Source organism: Pseudomonas syringae (assembly GCF_023278085.1).
GTDB classification, from domain to species: Bacteria; Pseudomonadota; Gammaproteobacteria; order Pseudomonadales; family Pseudomonadaceae; genus Aquipseudomonas; species Aquipseudomonas syringae_Q.
Window position 1 is genome coordinate 981,737 of sequence record NZ_CP066265.1, and the last position, 19,092, is coordinate 1,000,828.

Here is a 19,092-nt window from a genome sequence, read left to right on the forward strand (position 1 = left end):
AAGGTGAAAAAATCAGGTCGGGTTGTTCAGCTCTTCAAGCAGTGCCTGCACGAATGCCTGGATGACTGCTTCGTTGCGTCTGAAGAAATGCCATTGGCCGACCTTCTTGCTGCTGATCAGCCCGGCGCGTTGCAGCGTTGCGAGGTGAGCTGACACAGTGGATTGGGACAACCCTGCGCGCTGATCGATCTGTCCGGCGCAGACGCCATGTTCGATAGAGTGTTCCTGGGCCGGAAAACTCGCACGCGGGTCCTTTAGCCAGGTCAGGATTTCTCGGCGGACCGGGTGGGCCAGAGCTTTTATTATGTCGTCGAGGTCAATCGGCATGTCGTTCTCACAGGCGTATAGCGATATATCGCGATGGGGCGAACTTTATATCTGTATTTCGCGATATACAAATATGATTTCGTGCTGAGTAACGACCAAATCGGAATATCGGGTTATATCGATATATGGACCGGAACCCCATAAGCGGCGTAGGCTTGTGGTCATGAACTATCTGGCACATCTTCATCTTGGCGGGCATCGACCTGCCCAATTACTCGGCAGCCTGTACGGCGATTTCGTCAAAGGGCCACTGCCGGGGCGTTTTCCTGTCGAGCTGGAAGCGGCGATTCGCCTGCATCGCAGCATCGATGCGTTTACGGATGCTCATCCGCTGATCAGGTCGTCCATTGCCCGTTTTCCGGCGCAACGCCGCCGTTATGCGGGCATCATGCTCGACGTGTTTTTTGATCACTGCCTGGCGCGTGACTGGCCTGTATATGCCGATCTGCCGCTAGACGTGTTCACCCGCAAGGTCTATGGCACGCTGGCCGCCGAGCCGCAGCTGCCCGAGCGTCTGGCGCTGATCGCACCGCGTATGGCGGCGCAGGACTGGCTGGGTTCCTATCGGGATTTCGAGGTGCTGGAGCAGGTGCTGCGGGGTATCTCCAGCCGCCTGTCACGACCTGAAGGGCTGGCAGGCGGCATGCAGGAATTGCAGGCGCTTTACCAGCCCTTGAGCGAGGACTTCGCCGAGTTTTATCCGCAGTTGCAGGATTTCGCTCAGGCCGCTCTGGCCGGGCGCGAGACCACTTCATTCGGCTGAGCAGGCTCGCCGATCACCGGTTCACCAAACAATGCCGTTTGCACAGCCTGCTGAGCCTTGAAGGCCAGGGCCGCACGTTCCTGATCCGCAGTCGGGATCGGCGTCAGCAGGTGAATATGCACGTCGCTCTGCTCGTTGGCGAACAGTCGACGCAAATGCGACAGCAAGTCGTCGTCGCCAATGAACGGGGCTATCGGGTCCGGCTTGCCGTCACGTGAATAGCCAATGGCGACCGGCTGGATCGGCACACCTGCTTCAATGGCGCTGGACAGCAAACGACCGTGAAACGTGCGCAGGCTCTTGCCGTCGGTGGTGGTGCCTTCCGGAAAGATCAGCAGCGCGTTGCCTTGTTGCAGGTGATTGCACATCTGCTTCTGGATCAGACGACTGTCGCCCGAGCCACGTCGAATGAACAGCGTACCGGCCTTCAGTGCCAGCCAGCCGGCCACCGGCCAGGTGCGCACTTCGGCCTTGGACAGAAACGACAGCGGCGCGAGCATGCCCAGCAGTGCGATGTCGGTCCAGGACACATGGTTGCTGACCCACAGCATCGGCTGGGTCGGCAGTTGACCTGTCACGGTGACGCGAAATGGCAGGGCGTTGCTCAGGCGTGCCATGAACCAGCGGCTCCAGCGCTGCCTGCGCTCCATCGAACTGCCGAACTTGATACGCTCCAGAATCGCGAAGGCTCCGGCAATCATGAGGCCGAGCGCCACGACCATCAGCACCCTGACCACGCGGGCATAGCCGCGCATCCGGCTCATCACACGGCCGCCTTGAAGTGGCGCGCGTAGCGTGGGCACAGGTCGTCGCGCTTGAGCAGAATGAACACGTCGGCAACCTGGAAATCTTCGTCCCAGCACGGTTCGCCACAGATCTTGGCCCCCAGACGCATGTAGGCCTTGAGCAGCGGTGGCATTTCGCAGATCACGTTGCTCGGGATGTCGAGGGTCGGCAGCGGATTCTTCGGCTCGGCGCGCAGGTGCTCGTTGCACAGGTAGCGTTCGCGCAGACGCTGCATGATCGCGTGGGCCTGAATGCCGCCGTCCTGCATCGGAATACTCGCGCAACCCATCAGGTAGCTGTAGCCGCCTTCATTGAGCACTTCGGCCAGCTCGCTCCACAACACGGCAATGGTGCCGCCGTTGCGGTAGGCCGGGTCGACACAGGTGCGACCCAGTTCCAGAATCGGACCTTGCAGATGAGCCAGGCCGTGCAGGCTGAATTCTTCTTCACTGTAAAAGCTGCCCAGTGTGCTGGCGGCTTTATGGTCGAGCAGCCGGGTGGTGGCCACCAGACGCCCGGTGTTCAAGTCGCGAACCCCGATGTGCGAGCAGTGGATATCATAGTCATCGATATCCAGACCGTGTTCAGCGCCGTTGAGGCGGGCGTTGAATTCTTCGCTGAACACACTGAAACGCAACGCCTGTGCTTCCTGCAAGGCGCGCGCTCCAATCAGGCGTTCGGCCTGAAGACGACGTTCAGAAGTGTTGTCACGAATGCGGGCGATCTGGGTCATACGAATCTCCATGAGCCAGCCTTGCAGATTGGCTGGTTGACTGATTTGTCCAGGCGCTTTGCCGTAGTTGCAGGCTAGGGAGATGGCGTGTCATGCCTGTGAAGCTTTGGTGATGGTTGTGTGACGGAGACTTTGAAGCCTCTTCGTGACCATGCTCATTCGCCCCGGTCACGGATTCGGGGAGTAACTATCGTGCCGACGCTCTGCGTCGATACGCTGTTCTGGACGCACTGCGTCCGCTCTTGAAGGGGAGGGGCAATCCGGCGTGTTGGCTGGCTGTCATGAAGCCCTGCTAATGTGCGCGGATAACCCTTTCGAGACTTAGCCATGCCTCGTCGATTCATCCATCTGTGTCTGCTTTTGATTTTGGGCATCAGCACGCAAAACGCGGTTGCCCAGACCTGGCCAGCCGAGCAGTGGCCCTCCCGCTCAGTGCCGCGATCCCCGGCCATTGAAGAGCTCGAAACCTACGCCTTCCCACCCAGGGACGAAGAAACCCGCAAAGGCATTCGCACCGATGCGCTGCTGGTCATCCGTGACGGCGAAGTGGTTTACGAGCGTTATGCCGGCGTGACCAATGCCCAGACCCCGCACCTGACCTGGTCGATCAGCAAAAGCATCATGGCGACGGTGCTCGGCGTTGCGTTTGCAGAAGGGCGCTTTCAATTGAATGATCCGGTCGCCAGGTTCTACGCGCCGTTCCAGGCGCATCCCGATATCACTCTCAAGGACCTCATGCACTGGGCGTCCGGCCTGGACTGGCAGGAGGACTACGAATACGCACCGCTCAACTCTTCCGTGGTCGCCATGCTCTACACCCGCGGGCGTGACGACATGGCGCGCTTCACCGCCGACCACGCCGCAGCCAGGCCGGCAGGCAAGGCGTACCTGTATTCCAGTGGCGACAGCACCGTGCTGGCCGCCGCGTTGAAAACCATGGTCGGGCAACAGGCTTATGCGGATTACCCATGGACTGCGTTGTTCGACCCGCTCGGTATTCGTGGTGCCGTCTGGGAAACCGACGGCAGTGGCACCTTCGTGGGCTCGTCCTATGCCTACCTGACGGCGCGCGACCTGGCACGCATCGGCCTGTTGATGCAGCGTGGTGGGCAATGGCAAGGTCGGCAGTTGCTCAATCAGGAGTGGATGAACTTTGTGCTGACGCCTTTTGCCGGCGAGCAAGTAGACGCCACTGTCGAAGTGCCGGGCGGCCAGTGGTGGCTTAATCGCACAGCTGATGGAGGCAAAGGGCCGTGGCCTGACGCGCCGGCCAATACCTTCGCCGCGCTGGGCCATTGGGGGCAGGCGCTGTACGTGATCCCCGACGAAAAACTGGTGATCGTGCGCTACGCCGATGATCGCGATGGCACGTACAACCACAATCAGATGCTCAAGCTGACACAAGCGGCATTCGGTAAGGAGGGTGGCCAATGAGCAGCCGTCGAATGTTCATCCTGCGTCGCCCGTTCAGCAGCCTGCTGTTGCTGATCATTGCTGCGCTCGCGGTACTCGCCTGGCAGTATCGCGTTAATTTGCAGGCATTCCCGACCATCATCAGCGCCTATACCGCCAAGGAATACTGCTCGTGCCGGTATGTGATGAACAATCCCGAGGCGTACTGCCGAGGCTACGTCAAACAGTACGTGCCCAGCACCCTGACAGACGACGAAGGGCAGAAACGGGTGATCGCCAGCGGCTTGGGGCGAACCAGCAGTGCAGCGTGGCAAGGCGAGCGGCAAGGCTGTCGTCTGTTGCCGCCCGGCTCATGAAACGTTTGGGCGAACATAGCGGTATGCCGGAGGTCTGACAGGCGGTAAGGTGGCCCTCAAATGCTCGTCTGGAGTCTGCATGCTCAACACAATTCGTCTGCTGCTGGTCATGCTGGCCGCAGTGGCGTTACCTGCCCATGCCAACTGGTATCTGGACAACGAGTCGTCACGGCTCTCCTTCACGTCAACCAAGGATTCCGACATCGCCGAAGTGCAGCGCTTTCTGGTGTTGCACGGCAAGGTGGGCAACAAAGGGCTGGCTGAGGTCGAGATCGAGATGGATTCGGTCAGCACTGGCATTCCGTTGCGCGACGAACGCCTTCGTGAACAGGTGTTTCAGGTTCGAGCATTTCCCTCTGCGCAGATCAACGCGCAACTGAACATGCGTCCGATCAATGATCTGGCCCCCGGCGCGCAACTGGAGCTGCGCCTTCCGCTGTCCGTGAGCCTGCGGGGCAAGACCCATAGCTACAACGCCGAGTTGCTGGTCACGCGCCTCGACGATCGTCGCTTTCAAGTGGTGACGCTGGAGCCGCTGGTGGTTCATGCACAGGATTTCGACCTGGTGCCAGACTTCACCGCCTTGCGCAAGACCGCAGGATTGTCCGCGGTCAGCCTGTCGGTGCCCGTGGGTGCTGTCCTGATTTTCACGGCGCGCTGACATGAACGGTGCGATTTTTCCATGGCGTGAAAGCAATCGTTTCCAACTATTGATCGACGGCCCGGCGTTCTTCCCGCGCATGATCGCGGCGATAGATCGGGCCGAACAGCAGGTTGATCTGGAGTTGTATCTTGTGGAAGCCGGGGCCTGCGCCGATGCCATCGTGCGGGCGCTTGTGGAGGCGGGACGGCGCGGCGTGATGGTGCGTTGCCTGTTCGATGACTTCGGCTCGCAAGCATTCAATGCCGGGCTGCGCCAACAACTGACGGATGCCGGGGTCATCCTGCGCTTCTATAACCCGATTCACTGGCGGCGCGGCGTGCGCAACCTGTACCGTGATCACCGCAAGATCCTGGTAGTGGACAAATCCCTGGCCGTGGTCGGCGGCACCGGTGTGACCGATGAATTCTGGGAACCGGACAAAGACGTCAGCCAGTGGCACGAGGTCATGGTGGAAATCAGCGGGCCGCTGGTTCTGGACTGGCAGGCACTGTTCGACCGGCAGTTTCACGCCAATGCCCGACGTTTTGCCTGGCGCCCGAAGCAGAACTTTGGTCTGACGCAGTTGCCGAAAATGCCGGAATCCGGCGAGGGACTGGGCCGTGTAGCGTATGCCGACTCCCGCCAGCACCGCGACATTCTGCAATCGCTGGTGCGTGCCTTGCACGGTGGCCAGAAGCGTATCTGGCTCGCCACGCCGTATTTCCTGCCCACCTGGAAAGTCCGCCGCGCGCTGCGCAGTGCCGCGGCGCGTGGCGTCGACGTGCGTTTGCTGCTGACCGGCCCACGCACCGATCACCCGTCCGTGCGCTACGCCGGTCACCGCTATTACCCGCGTCTGCTGCGTGCAGGTGTCAAAGTCTTCGAATATCAGCCGTGTTTCCTGCACCTGAAAATGGTCCTGATCGATGACTGGGTGAGTATCGGCTCGTGCAACTTCGACCACTGGAACCTGCACTTCAACCTGGAAGCCAACCTCGAAGCCCTCGACCCGGGCCTGACCCGGGACGTGGTTGCCAGCTTCGAAAAAGACTTCGCCCTGAGCGCCGAAACCACACTGGAAGACTGGAAAGCCAGACCATTGTGGAGGCGGGTCAAACAGCGCTTGTGGGGCTGGATTGACCGGCTGGTGGTGAACATGCTGGATCAGCGTAACTAAGCGCTACGGAACAGAGTTACGGAGCATGGCAAAACTCGACGCGCTGCTTTTGCGAAGCCGTTGCGGAGGTGCAGTCAATGGCAGAGGCGGTGGCGTATCTTCGGTATCAGCGAAGGTGTGCTGCAATCCTTGACTCAAAACGGGTGGCTTTGAGGTGGGCAAGGGGGGCGCTGTGCCTTGACTCGCAACTGGCTCATGCTCGTTTGACTGCATTGCAGACGTCTTTTCGGGTTCAACGTGAATATGAATGTCCAGTTGATTGCCTTTGAAAACTTTGTCCACTCGTATGGCTGCTAATCCAAAATCTTCCAGGATTCGTTTAGTGGTTTTGCCGTTAAGCGTTTCCGAGAAAAAAACCTCCTTGAAGTCTGGCGCGGCGCTGTCATGGCGACTCAATGTCCGCAGTGTTTCCTCGTTCGAAATATTTTCCCTGATTATCCGGCTTGGAAGTTGGCCGAAAAACCCGTGGTGCTCGGCAACCTTCGTGTATTGCATAACAGCAACCTCATTGGCGTAGTACACGCGCTGGCCGTCTGAACGGTTGTAATTCATGTGAAAGGTCCATTCGTCGGGCGTGTAGGTGTTCACAAACTCGCTGGCTTTTGAGCCCGGTCGCGCTTGTCTGGAACCTATGGAGTAGTCTCCAAATCCAGGTATTCCCATCTTGTGACGTAGGTTGCTTTCAATAAATCGGTAGTGGTCGGACGACTTTTCTCTCGCCTGCTCAAGGCGTTCTTCCAGTCCGGTTACGTTGTAAGACACGAGCCCGGAATGGTCATTTTTTGACAGAGGGTTATTTCTCACGAACGTAAAAGGGTTGAGTCCATCTACATCTCCCGCCGGGTCCGGATTGATCCACCGCTGCAACCACGGCGCGTAATACCTGAATCCGTAATAATAAAGCCCGCTGGCATCACGTTCCTTGCCCGAATAGCGCACCGTCTTGTACTTCGCTTCCACGGCACTGCGCGCCGCCCACCAGGAAGTGCCGCCGAACGGGTAATAACTTTCCTGACTGATCAGGCCGCCTTGCTGATCCAGTTCCAGCGTGCTCGACCCGAGGTGATCACTCAGGCTGTAACGCACCTGATCGTTGGCGATGGCGTCGGGTTTGCCAGCTTGCCAATGCAGCACGCGGACACTGCTGCGCCCCGCCTGAGCGGTGATGACATGAAGGATTTCGCCATCGGCCGTCGTACGAATTTCCAACCCCGGCAGGTAGCGCACTTCGTTAATCAGCGTGCGACCTGATGCCTGTGCAGTACTGATCTTGCGGCAGCGCTGGCCCTGGCCGTCGTAGACATAGCGCTCTTCATCATTAGGCCCGTCTTCACGTTGCACAGTGGTGATGCGCTGCAACTGATTGCGCACATCCCAGCCCATAACCTGGCCGCGCAACAGCTGCAGCAGGTTGCCGTTGGCATCGAAACTCGTGGCGAAATCCACTTCACCGTCATCGTCGGGCAGGCTGCGATTATTGTCCGGGGCGACGTGCATGTTGCGGGTGAAGTTGTGCGCGCCTTCATGGCGCATTTGCAGCAGATTGCCCGCAGTGTCGTAGCTGTAACTCTGGGTGTAATTGCTGACCTGGCACGGGTCAACCGTCGGCAGAGGTTGCAAACCGGGGAGCGCAGGGCCATGGCTGGCGCCGTTTCTGACTTCACGGCCGCTGGCTTCGATCAATTGATACAGCGTGTCGTACTCGAAGCGACTGATCGGTTCGATAAGCTGGTTGTCGCAATACTGGTCTGGCTGAGACGCATCGCTAACCAGCAGGACATTGCCCACCGGGTCATAGTCGTAATCAAGCTTTTGCAACAACGTGCCTTCCGCAGATACCGCGCCAAGTTCAGCCAGTCGACCGTGCTGCTGATCATAGGTGTAACGGCTGACCACGCCGTTTCCGGCCGTCTCCTGCTCCACCTGATTGAAGGCGTTGTAATGAATGTCACCGACCAGCGTCTGCGGCGTTGAGGCACCGGCCAATGTCAGTGACGCAGCTTTCAACTGCCCGGCGACAGTCATGCCAAATGCCTGGGTATTGGCCATGGCATCGGTCTGCGCAAGCGCTTCGCCCAGCGCATTGAAACCCCAGCGAGTTTGCAGGCCCGCAGGCTCAAGCAAGGCATCGCGTTCGGCTTCGACCAGCGGCCAGTCCGGTGTTACTGATACTCGTAAGAAATATCTATGGTGATTGAGTACTTTGCCGCTCAGGCCATGGTCCGGGTACAGGCTTGTACCGGCGGTGTCGTCATGGCGCGATAGCCGACCGCATAAGTTATGGCTGGCTGAATCAGGTCCGCCATAGGCAAAACGCTCAACGACCTGATGCTGCTCGGTAACCGAAACAGGGCGCAGCAACTGATCGTACTCAAAATGACGCTGATTGGCGTTACTGTCCCAGCCACTGACTGGCTGACTCCCTTCGCCAAAAAGCATCAAGCGCCAGTTGGCGTCCACACTGTCGGTCAGTATCGGCTGCCCCGAAAGGCTGTAAGTTGTTGTCAGGTTTGGCGCATCCAGTCGTGGATCTCTTTGCGTGCTCACATGGCCCGCAGCGTTGTAAGTCTTCCGGGTAATACGGCGCTCCACCGCTTGCTGCGCCTCGCTTCGCCAATAAGCGATATTGCCGATTGCCAGTCCTCTTGGGTCAACGGTTCTTACATCAGGTGTGTGCTGGTGCAAGAGACTGTTCATGATGCTCTCCAGTAAGACTGAAACGCCGACTGTTATGGCGGCGCACCCGACAACGAGCAGGGTCTGGATCGACCGTCTGGTCACTGTTGAAATTGTTGAGTAAGCCCATCCTTGACATCAGGGTTGGGTAAGATGTTTTTTATAATTTTTGTGTAGTCCGTACGCAGATAAAATTTGACTATCAGCATTGTCTGAAGACATTTCGGCGACGATAGAAGGATTCCTGTTAAACTCTAGAATTGCAGTATCCAAGTCTGGAATTATTTTGTTATCGGGGTGGATGTGCTCTACCTGCTCTTTGAAGTCTTCAGCCAGGCCCTCAAAAGTTGAAAAATAACTACGGCTTAAGCCGCCGCCTGTGATGACTTCTGCAACAGCCTGATAATTGTCCAGTTCCAAAGTATTTCCACCACCCACCAATTTTGAAACAGCGCTTTCAAAAATATAAAAGTAATCTTCTGATTCTGGGCCTGTACCTGAAAATCCGTTTACACTTTTTAAATGGGATATTTCATGCCCAAGCGTGATGGCCAGTTGTTTTTTCTCCATCTGGTTAGTATTGACTGCTATTCGGCCCAAGGGGTCTTCACGAAAAATATAAGCGGCTTCCTGGTTGTTAGAAGCTGTGATGCCTATGAATTTATCACTGCCGAGTCCGGTCTTGTAGTCAGAGACTAGTGAATGACTCTGTGCCCAAGACTTTACAATGTGCGTTTTCATATTCTTGTGTTCATAACCATAAAAGCTGCGCATGATGCGGGTGGTTTTGCTCGGGTACTGATTAATCATGGATAAAGCGTTTTGATAAATGTTGTGGGTTTCTTCCAAAGCATCTGTTAGCTTTCCTCTGAGCTCTTCAGGAAATTCAGACAGCCCGCGAAACAAAATAGTGTCGCCTTTAGAGTGAATGGCATTTTCAATAAAGTCACCCGTGCCCTCATATACTCTACCGTCTAAGTCATTATGGGTGATTGGCATATTGCCGACGAATATAAAAAGATTTAGCCCATTGATCGGTCCTGCCGGGTCCGGACTGATCCACCTGTAAAACCACGACGCGTAATACCTGAAGCCGTAATAGGAAAGCCCGCTGGCATCACGCTCCTTGCCTGAATAGCGCACGGTTTTGTACTTCGCTTCTACTGCACTGCGCGCCGCCCACCAGGCTGTACCGCCGAACGGGTAATAACTTTCCTGACTGATCAGGCCGCCTTGCTGATCCAGTTCCAGCGTGCTCGACCCGAGGTGATCACTCAGGCTGTAACGCACCTGATCGTTCGCAATAGCGCCTGGCTTTCCGGCGTCCCAATGCAGCACGCGGACACTGCTGCGCCCCGCCTGAGCGGTGATGACATGAAGGATTTCGCCATCGGCCGTCGTACGAATTTCCAACCCCGGCAGGTAGCGCACTTCGTTAATCAGCGTGCGACCTGATGCCTGTGCAGTACTGATCTTGCGGCAGCGCTGGCCCTGGCCGTCGTAGACATAGCGCTCTTCATCATTAGGCCCGTCTTCACGTTGCACAGTGGTGATGCGCTGCAACTGATTGCGCACATCCCAGCCCATAACCTGGCCGCGCAACAGCTGCAGCAGGTTGCCGTTGGCATCGAAACTCGTGGCGAAATCCACTTCACCGTCATCGTCGGGCAGGCTGCGATTATTGTCCGGGGCGACGTGCATGTTGCGGGTGAAGTTGTGCGCGCCTTCATGGCGCATTTGCAGCAGATTGCCCGCAGTGTCGTAGCTGTAACTCTGGGTGTAATTGCTGACCTGACAAGGATCGAGCGTCGGAATAGGTTGCAGACCCGGCAACGCAGGGCCATGGCTGGCACTGTTTCTGACTTCACGGCCACTGGCTTCAATCAGTTGATACAGCGTGTCGTAAGCGAAGCGACTGATCGGTTCGATAAGCTGGTTGTCGCAATAGCGGTCTGCCTGGGACGTATCGCTAACCAGCAGGACGTTGCCTACCGGGTCATGGTCGTAATCGAGTTTTTGCAGCACCGTGCCATCCGCAGAGACCGCACTGAGCTCAGTCAGCCGACCGTCCTGCTGATCATAAGTGTAACGGCTGACCACGCCGTTTCCGGCCGTCTCCTGCTCGACCTGATTGAAGGCGTTGTAATGAATGTCACCGACCAGTGTCTGCGGCGGTGAGGCACCGGCCAATGTCAGTGACGCAGCTTTCAACTGCCCGGCGACAGTCATGCCAAATGCCTGGGTATTGGCCATGGCATCGGTCTGCGCAAGCGCTTCGCCCTGTGCGTTGAACGCCCAACGGGACTGTAGGCCGACGGGCTCCAACAGCGCATCGCGATCAGGCTCGGCTGGTGGCCAGTCCGGTCCTGCGCTGACGAGCATGAAATGTCGTGTTTCGCTGAGTACCGCGCCGAGCAGGCCGTAATCCGGCAGCAAGCGTGAGCCGGCCGTATCGTCATGGCGAATCAGTTGATTGCATTGGTTGTGCCCCGCTGCATCTGCTTGGCCATAGGTGAACCGTTCCGCACATCGATTTTGCTCGACGATGTTTGCCGTGCGCAGCAGCAGGTCGTACTCGAACTGCCGCTCGCTGCCGCGAGCGTCCCAGTCATTCAAGACCTGGCCAGCCTCGCCGAACAGCGCAACTCGCCAGCCGGCATCGACACTCTCTGTGGCCAGCGTGCTGCCGCCAAGGCTGTAGACAGTGCGCTGGTTGGGGCTGGTCAGACGTGGATCGGTGGCGGTGATCATCCTGCCTGCCGGATCGAAACGCTGGCGGGTGACTCGCGATACGGCAACCTCGGCGGTCTCGGTTCGATGCAGCAGGACCAGGCGTACGATCAGCCCACGAGCCTCGCACACCATCAGCTTTGGCGTGTGGGCATGCATCGCGCTAGTGACCATTTTCAGTCACCTTATTTGCTGCCAGCACTTCTTCGGCCGTATCGTTTTCGTCCTCACTGATGGTGTACCAGACTCGATAGGTCTGCCGACGCATCCATCCTTTGGCGGTAATGGTAATGGTCGGGCGGCCCAGCGGGTCGTAGAACTGCTTGTCGACGATGTTTTGCGTTCTTATCGACGCGTCATTTATGTAAACGTGACTGTTGGCGAAATACGGCCGGTAAACGCGGACCGCCAAGCCTTTATTGTTGTATTCCACCCGTTCGCTGACACGCCAGCGTGGCGATGCATGAACAATTTTCGGCTTACCGCCTTCGAGCTCGAGATTGCCCCCTTGATCGACTGAATAGGCGTTGCCGTCCTCGACCAGTTGGCGGGTTTGCAGCGCGCGCCCGAAGCCGTCCACGGATGTCATGCTGATGCGTATTTGTCTGTCCGGATCTTCCGGATAGCGGTCTGCCACCAGGGCTGCGGTTGCCAGGGGGATCTGAACCAGCCCCGTCGCCACATTGCCGTCGTAATAAAGTGCACTGGCTTGGCTACCCAGGGCGTTTTCAGGTCCCTGCACTGCCTCGCTGGCAGAAGCCCAGTAATGCCCTGTGCGATTGAGTGGAGGAAAGCCGACCTGCTCTCCCAGCTCCGTACCGTAAAAGCTGGTCGCGCATAATCTGCCGAAAGCGTCGTAATCAGCTTCCTGAGTGTTCTGATTAGGGTCGACGATTCGTCTTGGTTGCAACACCCGATAATCGTATTCGGCAGTGGTGACGCAGCCCGCCGGGTCAGTGATACGCGTTGTGAACAGGCTGTAGGCGTCGTACTCGACGAGGCTCCAGCCATGACTGCGGGTGGGCCTGAACGTGGTGGGACGAAAGAAATGTTCCGGCCCTGCATAGGTAACGAAGCCGCGCTTTATCGACCATAAATTCAGGTTGTCTGTCGGCAGAAAGCTCGGCATCTGCTCATAGCCGATCTCAACGAGCTTGTCGGCCAGGGTGGCGCTGTCCATGACTCGCTCGTAGGCGGTCAGTGCATGATTATCCAGTTCAGCCGTTTCAACAGCATCAGCCAGCGCTTCAAAGGTCGCTTCGCCATCGCCGCAACCGATGTAGCGTTGCACCGACAGACTGGTGAGCGTACGAGGCATTGTTGCGAATGGCCCGGACGGATCGGTGAACTGCTCGTAGCTGATCTGCGCAGGCGTCAATGCACTTGCCGGCGTGACCATGGCATTGCTGCGTGCGCGGTAAGGCAAGCCCAGACGCCAGCTCTGCGGAGTGTCCAGGTGGATAGCTTCGGCGCGCATTTCAGTCAGGTAAGAATGTTGTTGGGCTTCGTCGTGCGATGCTTCCCACCACTGTTGCTGGTGAGGATCCTCAAAGGGCGGGGCGTCTCCCGGCTGCTTGCGCCGCGCACAGTTGACGCTGACTGAGTGGAGCGGCGAGCCGTAACGGTCCCACGCCAGGCTCAGGCTGTGCTCGCACATTGGGTCTTCCAGCTCGTCGGCCTCGTAACGGTAGGTGATGACTTCCAGACTCAGTGGCAGCATTGACGCGTAGGGCCGATGCGCGCTCAGGGCTTGCAGTTGGCGCACCAGATAGCGACACGATTGGGTCGAATACAGCACGGTGGGTTTTTGACTGGCGTCTAGTCCGAAGACTTCGCTGCGCAGTACAGAGCCGCTCAGCGTCCGCGCCATTTCCTGTAAGGTCGCTTCATCCGGCTCGGTAATGGGCCGGTCGGTATTGGCCGTCGCGTCGAATTCGCACAAGACATACTCGCCCGGCATGCGCGCAGCGAGGTCGCTGCGGTCGTAATCGGTGCCAGGTCGGGCGGGGTAGCGTCCGGTGTGAAACCAGGTCTTGTTCAACACCGGGGCGGTCAAGTCTTCCTGAGACTGCAGCGGAGTTTCGGTGTCAGTCTGCAGGAGCAGGCCGAAACCACGAAACTCGCGTTCGCGCGGGTCATAGAAGCCTTGCCGGTAGCGAAACAGCTGAGTCAGCGTATTACCTGTCACCTCGTCTTTCATGGTTTGTCGGACCACCACATGCACCGGGAATGGTAATTCCGGCACTGCGATGTTGCCTGCGGCGCGCAGCTCGTTTTTCTCGTCCAGCCACTCCTGCGCCGAGCTGCGATAGCTCACTTGTCCGGACGCCCCGAGGTTATTGTTGGTGCTTTTCAACAGATACGGCTTAACCACAGTGCCTGCCCCGTCGGCTGCGTAGTAAAGGCTCCAGTGCCGGGGTTTCATGTGAGGTACGGTCAGCACCAGGCTGGAAAACCCGAGGCCCAGCAGGTCGGCTGCGCTGACCTGGCATAAACGGTCATAACGCACGCCCTCTGGCCAGGGCTGATCGAATGCCGCTGCCAGAGCATTCCCGCCCTCGTTCATGAAAACCTGAAAGCAATCGGTTTGCAGGTACAACAGGTCACTGGCACCCGAGCCATCCAGGTCGGCCAGCCGCACGCAGCTCGAATCGAAGGCTTCATACGTATAGGGCAGGCTGGCAAACAACTGCCCCTTGCCGAATCGGCCGCCACCCAGGTTCGGCCAGACGCGGATTTCGTTGTGCCGGATACGGATCAGGTGCTGTTGACCTGTGCCCAGCAGGTCGCTGAACGCCACGAGTTCAGTGGAACTGTCGCTGAGCAATGGCAGACGATCCTCGTCATGAGGGACGTCCACTGCTGCGGCGAATCCCTCGGCTCGACGGTTGGCATACAGGCGAACGCTGCGCGGGCCGATCAATGCCAGATCAGAAAGCCCGTCGCCGACCAGATCTGCCATTTGGCTTTGCGGGTGGAAAAACTCTGCCGGAAAAGCCGAGAACGTGGCGTAGTTCGACCAGCTTCGATCCGGGTTGAGCGTAAAGAACCCGGCCATCCCTGGCTGTGCGACTATCCAGTCCAGCCGCCCGTCGCCGGTCAGATCCGTGAGGGTCTGACGTACCGGCTTGGTCGAGTCGGCCGTCGGGATGCGCAGCAGTGGTTCGTAGGGCTGGTAGGCAACGGCATCCGCGCCGCCAGCGGTATCACGAATCGGTTCGCGATAAAGCCATGCCTTGTCGTCGCGATACAACACGCCGGGCAAGCCATCGCCATACAGATCCACCATTTGGTACTGCTGGCCGTCGCTCAGGTTCTGCAGAGCGTCAAACGGCGTGTAGATGTCGTTTTGACCATCGAACTCGGTGTACTGAAACTGCGTGACGGGGTGCTGGTCAAGCCGTTCATAGAGTGTGCCGTCCCATGCCTGGGCTTGTGCTTTAACCAATAGATTGTATTTGAGGTGCGTCTGAACATAGTCCAGCCACAGTCGCTGGATCAGCAGCGGCGCTTCTCCGAGTTCATCGGGAAAATGATGAAACATGAGTACCTGCCGACACAGCCGCAGGTTACCCAGCTCGAAGCCGTAGGCAAAACTTGAATGCGGATCGCTGCGCACTGGCCATGGTATCTGTTTTTCATACGTCGGCATGCTCGCCTGATCAGTGTTGCGTTCGCCGTAATCGAATAACAGTTCGAAGTGCCAGTGCAGATCGGCCAGTGAGCTTTCATTCCACAGATACAGCACCGGATGCGCCAGCGCATTGCCGTAGCGAACCCGGCTCAGGTAGCGCTGGGCGCTGAAGTCTCTTGAGTAATCCGCCGGCAGGCCCTGTCCGTCTTCAGGGCTGTATTGATAAAGGATGTGTTCGCCGATCGCATTCATGCTCTCTTCCAGCAACCATTCGGCCACATGGCTCGGCTCGTCAGGGTCGGCAATGCGCGACGAGAGGGTTTTGCCGTAGAGGTGCAGGCTGCCATCAGCGCCATGAATCAGCCAGAAGCCGGAATCGGCCGGGCTGATACGCCAGTGTTCAATGCGATCAAACGCCCCTTCGACCCTGGCGAAGTAGCGCAACACTTCATAGGTCGTGTCCAGGTCGTGGCCGTTGTAGCTGCCGACCTGCGTGGTAACGGCAGCGCCGTCGTCATTCAGCTCGGGTAACCAGACATCACCGCCGGGGCCGAGCATCAGGTCATCGCGGGTATAGCTCGGCACGCCTTTGTTGGCGCGGCGTGCCACACATGCGCGACTAAGGTTCCAGCCCAGCCCGAACAGGCCATTGCCGGAGGTACTCTGGTAGCCCAGCGACAACATTGGCGCATAGCCTCGCCCGGGACTGATCGGCAAGGCGATTTCCACTGAGGCCGCGCCACTGGTGCCCACCGCGCCCCAGCCCTTGCCAATGCTTTGAATCGCGCCGCCACCCTTGGGCAGGGACGGCGTGGCGACAGCCGGTTGACCGGATTGCGCTGATGTTTGTTGCGGAGCCTGTGCGTCCATGACTGATCCTTCCTTATCGTTAACGACTGCCTATGGCCATCAGCAACTGCGCATTAGCGCTGGAGTGCTGCACTTTCCCGTAAGCAGCGGTTGAGCTTGAAGTGGCCGGAACTTCAAGGCTGACGCGATAACTCAGTTCGCCTAACTTCGGTTTTTTACCTGCAAGCCCAAGGCTGATTTGTTGAAAGTGAACGTTGTAAGGGAACTGAGGCGGAAACTGTTTCTCGGACTCCAATTGATAAAGGCTCTTGCCTTTATTTGTCGGCACGGTGTCCACATACGCATTGATGGCTGTACTCAACACCTGATTGATGAAGTGCAGCGTAGGGATTGGCGTGAAGGTGCTTTGTTGATCGATCAACAGGTCTTTCAGATCGGGCCGTCGGTCGTCGAGGTTGATTCGGGCCGCTTCCTCTGCGCTGCCTTCAAGCTGCTGGGGTCGAGCGTTTTCATAGGCTAGCGCGGCATCGGCGTCACTGATGGGCGAGAGTTCACGAACAAACGCGGTTTTGGAGCGCCGTACGATATCGAACACGGAACGTATGTTCAGCGTTTTCAGTGCGCTGGAAAAAGATAACTTGCCACCTTTTCGTTCTGGTGTGGCCGCTTCTTTTTTAGCCAGATTGTTCAGCAGGGAAAAGGGTCGTTCCGTCATGTTCCGCACTCCATTGTTTACGGTTCGAGACTTGTCCGAAAGGTCGTCGATGTCTAGCTGTTATAAATGACAGTCACACAGATGCGTCAGAAATATATTCAGTGAAAACAGTTAGTTACTTTGTGGTGGCTGTTTATAACGGTTTGCGATAACCCAAGTCTTCATAATGAGTTTTGGTGTTTTCGCGTAACGCTTATGTGACGAGTGTGGTTGGCGTGCTATAGCTAATGTGACTGTTATAAAACTTTCAGGGACGAAAGCGATGAACTCGGTCTTGCACAACCACACACCATTACTCGATATTATCGACCCGCGCGCGCTGGCCGTGCGTAGCGTGCAGTTCTATCGAAATGTGGCAGGGCAGTCTGCTACAGCCTTGGTGACCCATCAGCGCCATGACTGGGCCGGGCGACCGGTTGTCTTTCGTGATCCACGTCTGTTCAGCCGCTCTGAAAACGAAGTCGATGCTCCTGCCAACCTGGTCGGGACGTCCTGTAGCGGTGACGGGTCGTCGAGCGTCTGGCTTATGGTGCAGCGGACGCTGCCGAGCATAATGGCTGCAATCAGCTCGTCCGTCATGACGACACGGCGGGCTCGCGCTTTCTGCCTGATTACGGGCTGCTTGGCTTGGCGCGGTGCGCGGCACTGAGAAGCTAATGCAGCAAGCCCGGCTTGTTGGCCGGGCTTGCTGACATTGCTGCTTACTGCACTTCCACCGCCAGACTGTCGCTGATCTTTTTCTGCCAGATCTGCGGGCCGGTGATATGGACGGATTCGCCGTTGCTGTCCACTGCGACGGTCACGGGCATGTCCTTGACCTCGAACTCGTAGATCGCTTCCATGCCCAGCTCGGCGAACGCCACGACGCGGGATTTCTTGATCGCCTGAGCCACCAGATAGGCAGCGCCACCGACGGCCATCAGGTACACAGCCTTGTGATCACGGATCGCTTCGATGGCGGTCGGGCCGCGTTCGGATTTGCCGATCATGCCCAGCAGGCCGGTCTGGTCGAGGATCTGACGGGTGAACTTGTCCATCCGCGTCGCCGTGGTCGGGCCTGCCGGGCCGACGACTTCTTCGCGTACCGGATCAACCGGGCCGACGTAGTAGATGAAGCGACCCTTGAGGTCCACCGGCAGGCTTTCGCCCCTGTTGAGCATTTCGACCATGCGCTTGTGCGCTGCGTCGCGGCCGGTGAGCATCTTGCCGTTGAGCAAAACGGTTTCGCCCGGCTTCCAGCTTTGTACTTCTTCCGGGGTCAGCGTATCGAGGTTGACGCGGCGGGCCGATGGGCCGGCTTCCCAGACGATTTCCGGGTAGGCGTCCAGCGATGGGGCCTCCAGCGACGCAGGGCCGCTGCCGTCGAGCACGAAGTGCGCGTGACGGGTGGCGGCGCAGTTGGGGATCATGCACACCGGCAGCGAAGCGGCGTGGGTCGGGTAATCCATGATCTTGACGTCGAGCACGGTGGTCAGACCGCCCAGGCCCTGAGCACCGATGCCCAACTGGTTGACCTTCTCGAACAGCTCCAGACGCATCTCTTCGATACGGCTCTGCGGGCCGCGGGCTTTCAGCTCATGAATGTCGATGGACTCCATCAACACTTCCTTGGCCATGACCGCGGCTTTTTCAGCCGTGCCGCCGATGCCGATACCGAGCATGCCGGGAGGGCACCAGCCGGCGCCCATGGTCGGTACGGTTTTCAGTACCCAGTCGACGATCGAGTCGGACGGGTTGAGCATCGCCATCTTCGATTTGTTTTCCGAGCCGCCGCCTTTCGCCGCGACGTCCACTTCCACGGTGTTACCCGGGACGATGGAGTAATGAATGACGGCCGGGGTGTTGTCCTTGGTGTTTTTGCGAGCGCCCGCCGGATCGGCGAGGATCGACGCGCGCAGCACGTTTTCAGGCAGGTTGTAGGCGCGACGCACGCCTTCGTTGATCATGTCGTCCAGGCCCATGGTGGCGCCGTCCCAGCGTACGTCCATACCGACGCGCACGAAAACGGTGACGATGCCGGTGTCCTGACAGATCGGGCGATGACCGGTCGCGCACATGCGCGAGTTGATCAGGATCTGGGCGATGGAGTCACGCGCGGCAGGCGACTCTTCACGCAGATACGCCTCGTGCATGGCCTGGATGAAATCCACGGGGTGGTAATAGGAAATGAACTGCAGGGCGTCTGCAACGCTCTGAATCAGGTCGTCTTGCTTGATCACGGTCATGCGGCGCGCTCCTCTGTAAGGACGGGAACATTCAATTACGCTATCGGCGGCAGTCTGGAACTGCGGCGTGAACCAGAGCTGTCAGGTTAGCCGTAGCGGGCGCA

Annotated in this window: 13 protein-coding genes; 5 read left to right on the forward strand and 8 right to left on the reverse strand. The window is 58.2% G+C overall.

All coding sequences use genetic code 11. The features are described from left to right. Positions 1–12: 12 nt before the first annotated feature. A complete protein-coding gene (locus I9H07_RS04510) occupies positions 13–327 on the reverse strand; it encodes an ArsR/SmtB family transcription factor (RefSeq protein WP_058824372.1) in 315 nt (104 codons plus the stop codon). Positions 328–490: 163 nt separating this feature from the next. On the opposite strand from I9H07_RS04510, the gene I9H07_RS04515 reads away from it, so the two are divergent. Then, complete coding sequence (locus tag I9H07_RS04515; protein ID WP_236424709.1) at positions 491–1,090, forward strand: ACP phosphodiesterase; 600 nt, start codon at positions 491–493, stop codon at positions 1,088–1,090. Here the strand turns inward: I9H07_RS04515 and I9H07_RS04520 are convergent. Together I9H07_RS04520 and olsB are read right to left on the reverse strand one after the other, a co-directional pair. Continuing rightward, positions 1,048–1,854 (reverse strand): lysophospholipid acyltransferase family protein, encoded by an 807-nt coding sequence (locus I9H07_RS04520; protein WP_236424708.1) that lies wholly within the window; start codon positions 1,852–1,854, stop codon positions 1,048–1,050. The two genes, I9H07_RS04515 and I9H07_RS04520, sit on opposite strands and share 43 nt — an antisense overlap. Further along, positions 1,854–2,609 (reverse strand): L-ornithine N(alpha)-acyltransferase, encoded by a 756-nt coding sequence (olsB, locus tag I9H07_RS04525; RefSeq protein ID WP_024673388.1) that lies wholly within the window; start codon positions 2,607–2,609, stop codon positions 1,854–1,856. Before olsB ends, I9H07_RS04520 begins: the two co-directional genes overlap by 1 nt. A gap of 327 nt (positions 2,610–2,936) precedes the next feature. Here olsB and I9H07_RS04530 point away from each other — a divergent pair, with 327 nt between their 5' ends. From I9H07_RS04530 to I9H07_RS04545, 4 genes are all read left to right on the forward strand, one after another. Then, positions 2,937–4,043, forward strand: coding sequence for a serine hydrolase domain-containing protein (locus I9H07_RS04530; protein WP_024673496.1), 1,107 nt, complete (start codon positions 2,937–2,939; stop codon positions 4,041–4,043). Beyond that, positions 4,040–4,378 carry a hypothetical protein gene (locus I9H07_RS04535; RefSeq protein ID WP_024673497.1) on the forward strand — a complete coding sequence of 113 codons (339 nt, stop codon included), beginning with the start codon at positions 4,040–4,042 and terminating at the stop codon, positions 4,376–4,378. The genes I9H07_RS04530 and I9H07_RS04535 overlap by 4 nt, the downstream gene beginning before the upstream one ends. A 79-nt stretch (positions 4,379–4,457) precedes the next feature. Further along, on the forward strand, positions 4,458–5,039 hold the full coding sequence (locus I9H07_RS04540) for a YceI family protein (protein WP_024673498.1): 582 nt from the start codon (positions 4,458–4,460) through the stop codon (positions 5,037–5,039). Position 5,040: 1 nt separating this feature from the next. Next, positions 5,041–6,198, forward strand: a complete 1,158-nt coding sequence (locus tag I9H07_RS04545; protein ID WP_024673499.1) for a phospholipase D-like domain-containing protein — start codon at positions 5,041–5,043, stop codon at positions 6,196–6,198. A gap of 3 nt (positions 6,199–6,201) precedes the next feature. On the opposite strand, the gene I9H07_RS04550 is transcribed toward I9H07_RS04545, so the two are convergent. The 5 genes from I9H07_RS04550 to I9H07_RS04570 all read right to left on the reverse strand — a co-directional run bounded on the left by I9H07_RS04550 (position 6,202) and on the right by I9H07_RS04570 (position 18,988). Next, positions 6,202–8,895, reverse strand: a complete 2,694-nt coding sequence (locus I9H07_RS04550) for an RHS repeat domain-containing protein (RefSeq protein ID WP_236427032.1) — start codon at positions 8,893–8,895, stop codon at positions 6,202–6,204. Positions 8,896–9,012: 117 nt separating this feature from the next. Next, complete coding sequence (locus I9H07_RS04555) at positions 9,013–11,778, reverse strand: RHS repeat-associated core domain-containing protein (RefSeq protein WP_236427031.1); 2,766 nt, start codon at positions 11,776–11,778, stop codon at positions 9,013–9,015. Beyond that, positions 11,768–16,108 (reverse strand): SpvB/TcaC N-terminal domain-containing protein, encoded by a 4,341-nt coding sequence (locus I9H07_RS04560; protein WP_236424705.1) that lies wholly within the window; start codon positions 16,106–16,108, stop codon positions 11,768–11,770. Before I9H07_RS04560 ends, I9H07_RS04555 begins: the two co-directional genes overlap by 11 nt. Positions 16,109–16,127: 19 nt before the next feature. Continuing rightward, on the reverse strand, positions 16,128–16,763 hold the full coding sequence (locus I9H07_RS04565; RefSeq protein WP_236424704.1) for a Tc toxin subunit A: 636 nt from the start codon (positions 16,761–16,763) through the stop codon (positions 16,128–16,130). A 701-nt stretch (positions 16,764–17,464) separates the two neighbouring features. After that, positions 17,465–18,988 (reverse strand): fumarate hydratase, encoded by a 1,524-nt coding sequence (locus I9H07_RS04570; protein WP_024672485.1) that lies wholly within the window; start codon positions 18,986–18,988, stop codon positions 17,465–17,467. Positions 18,989–19,092 lie beyond the last annotated feature (104 nt).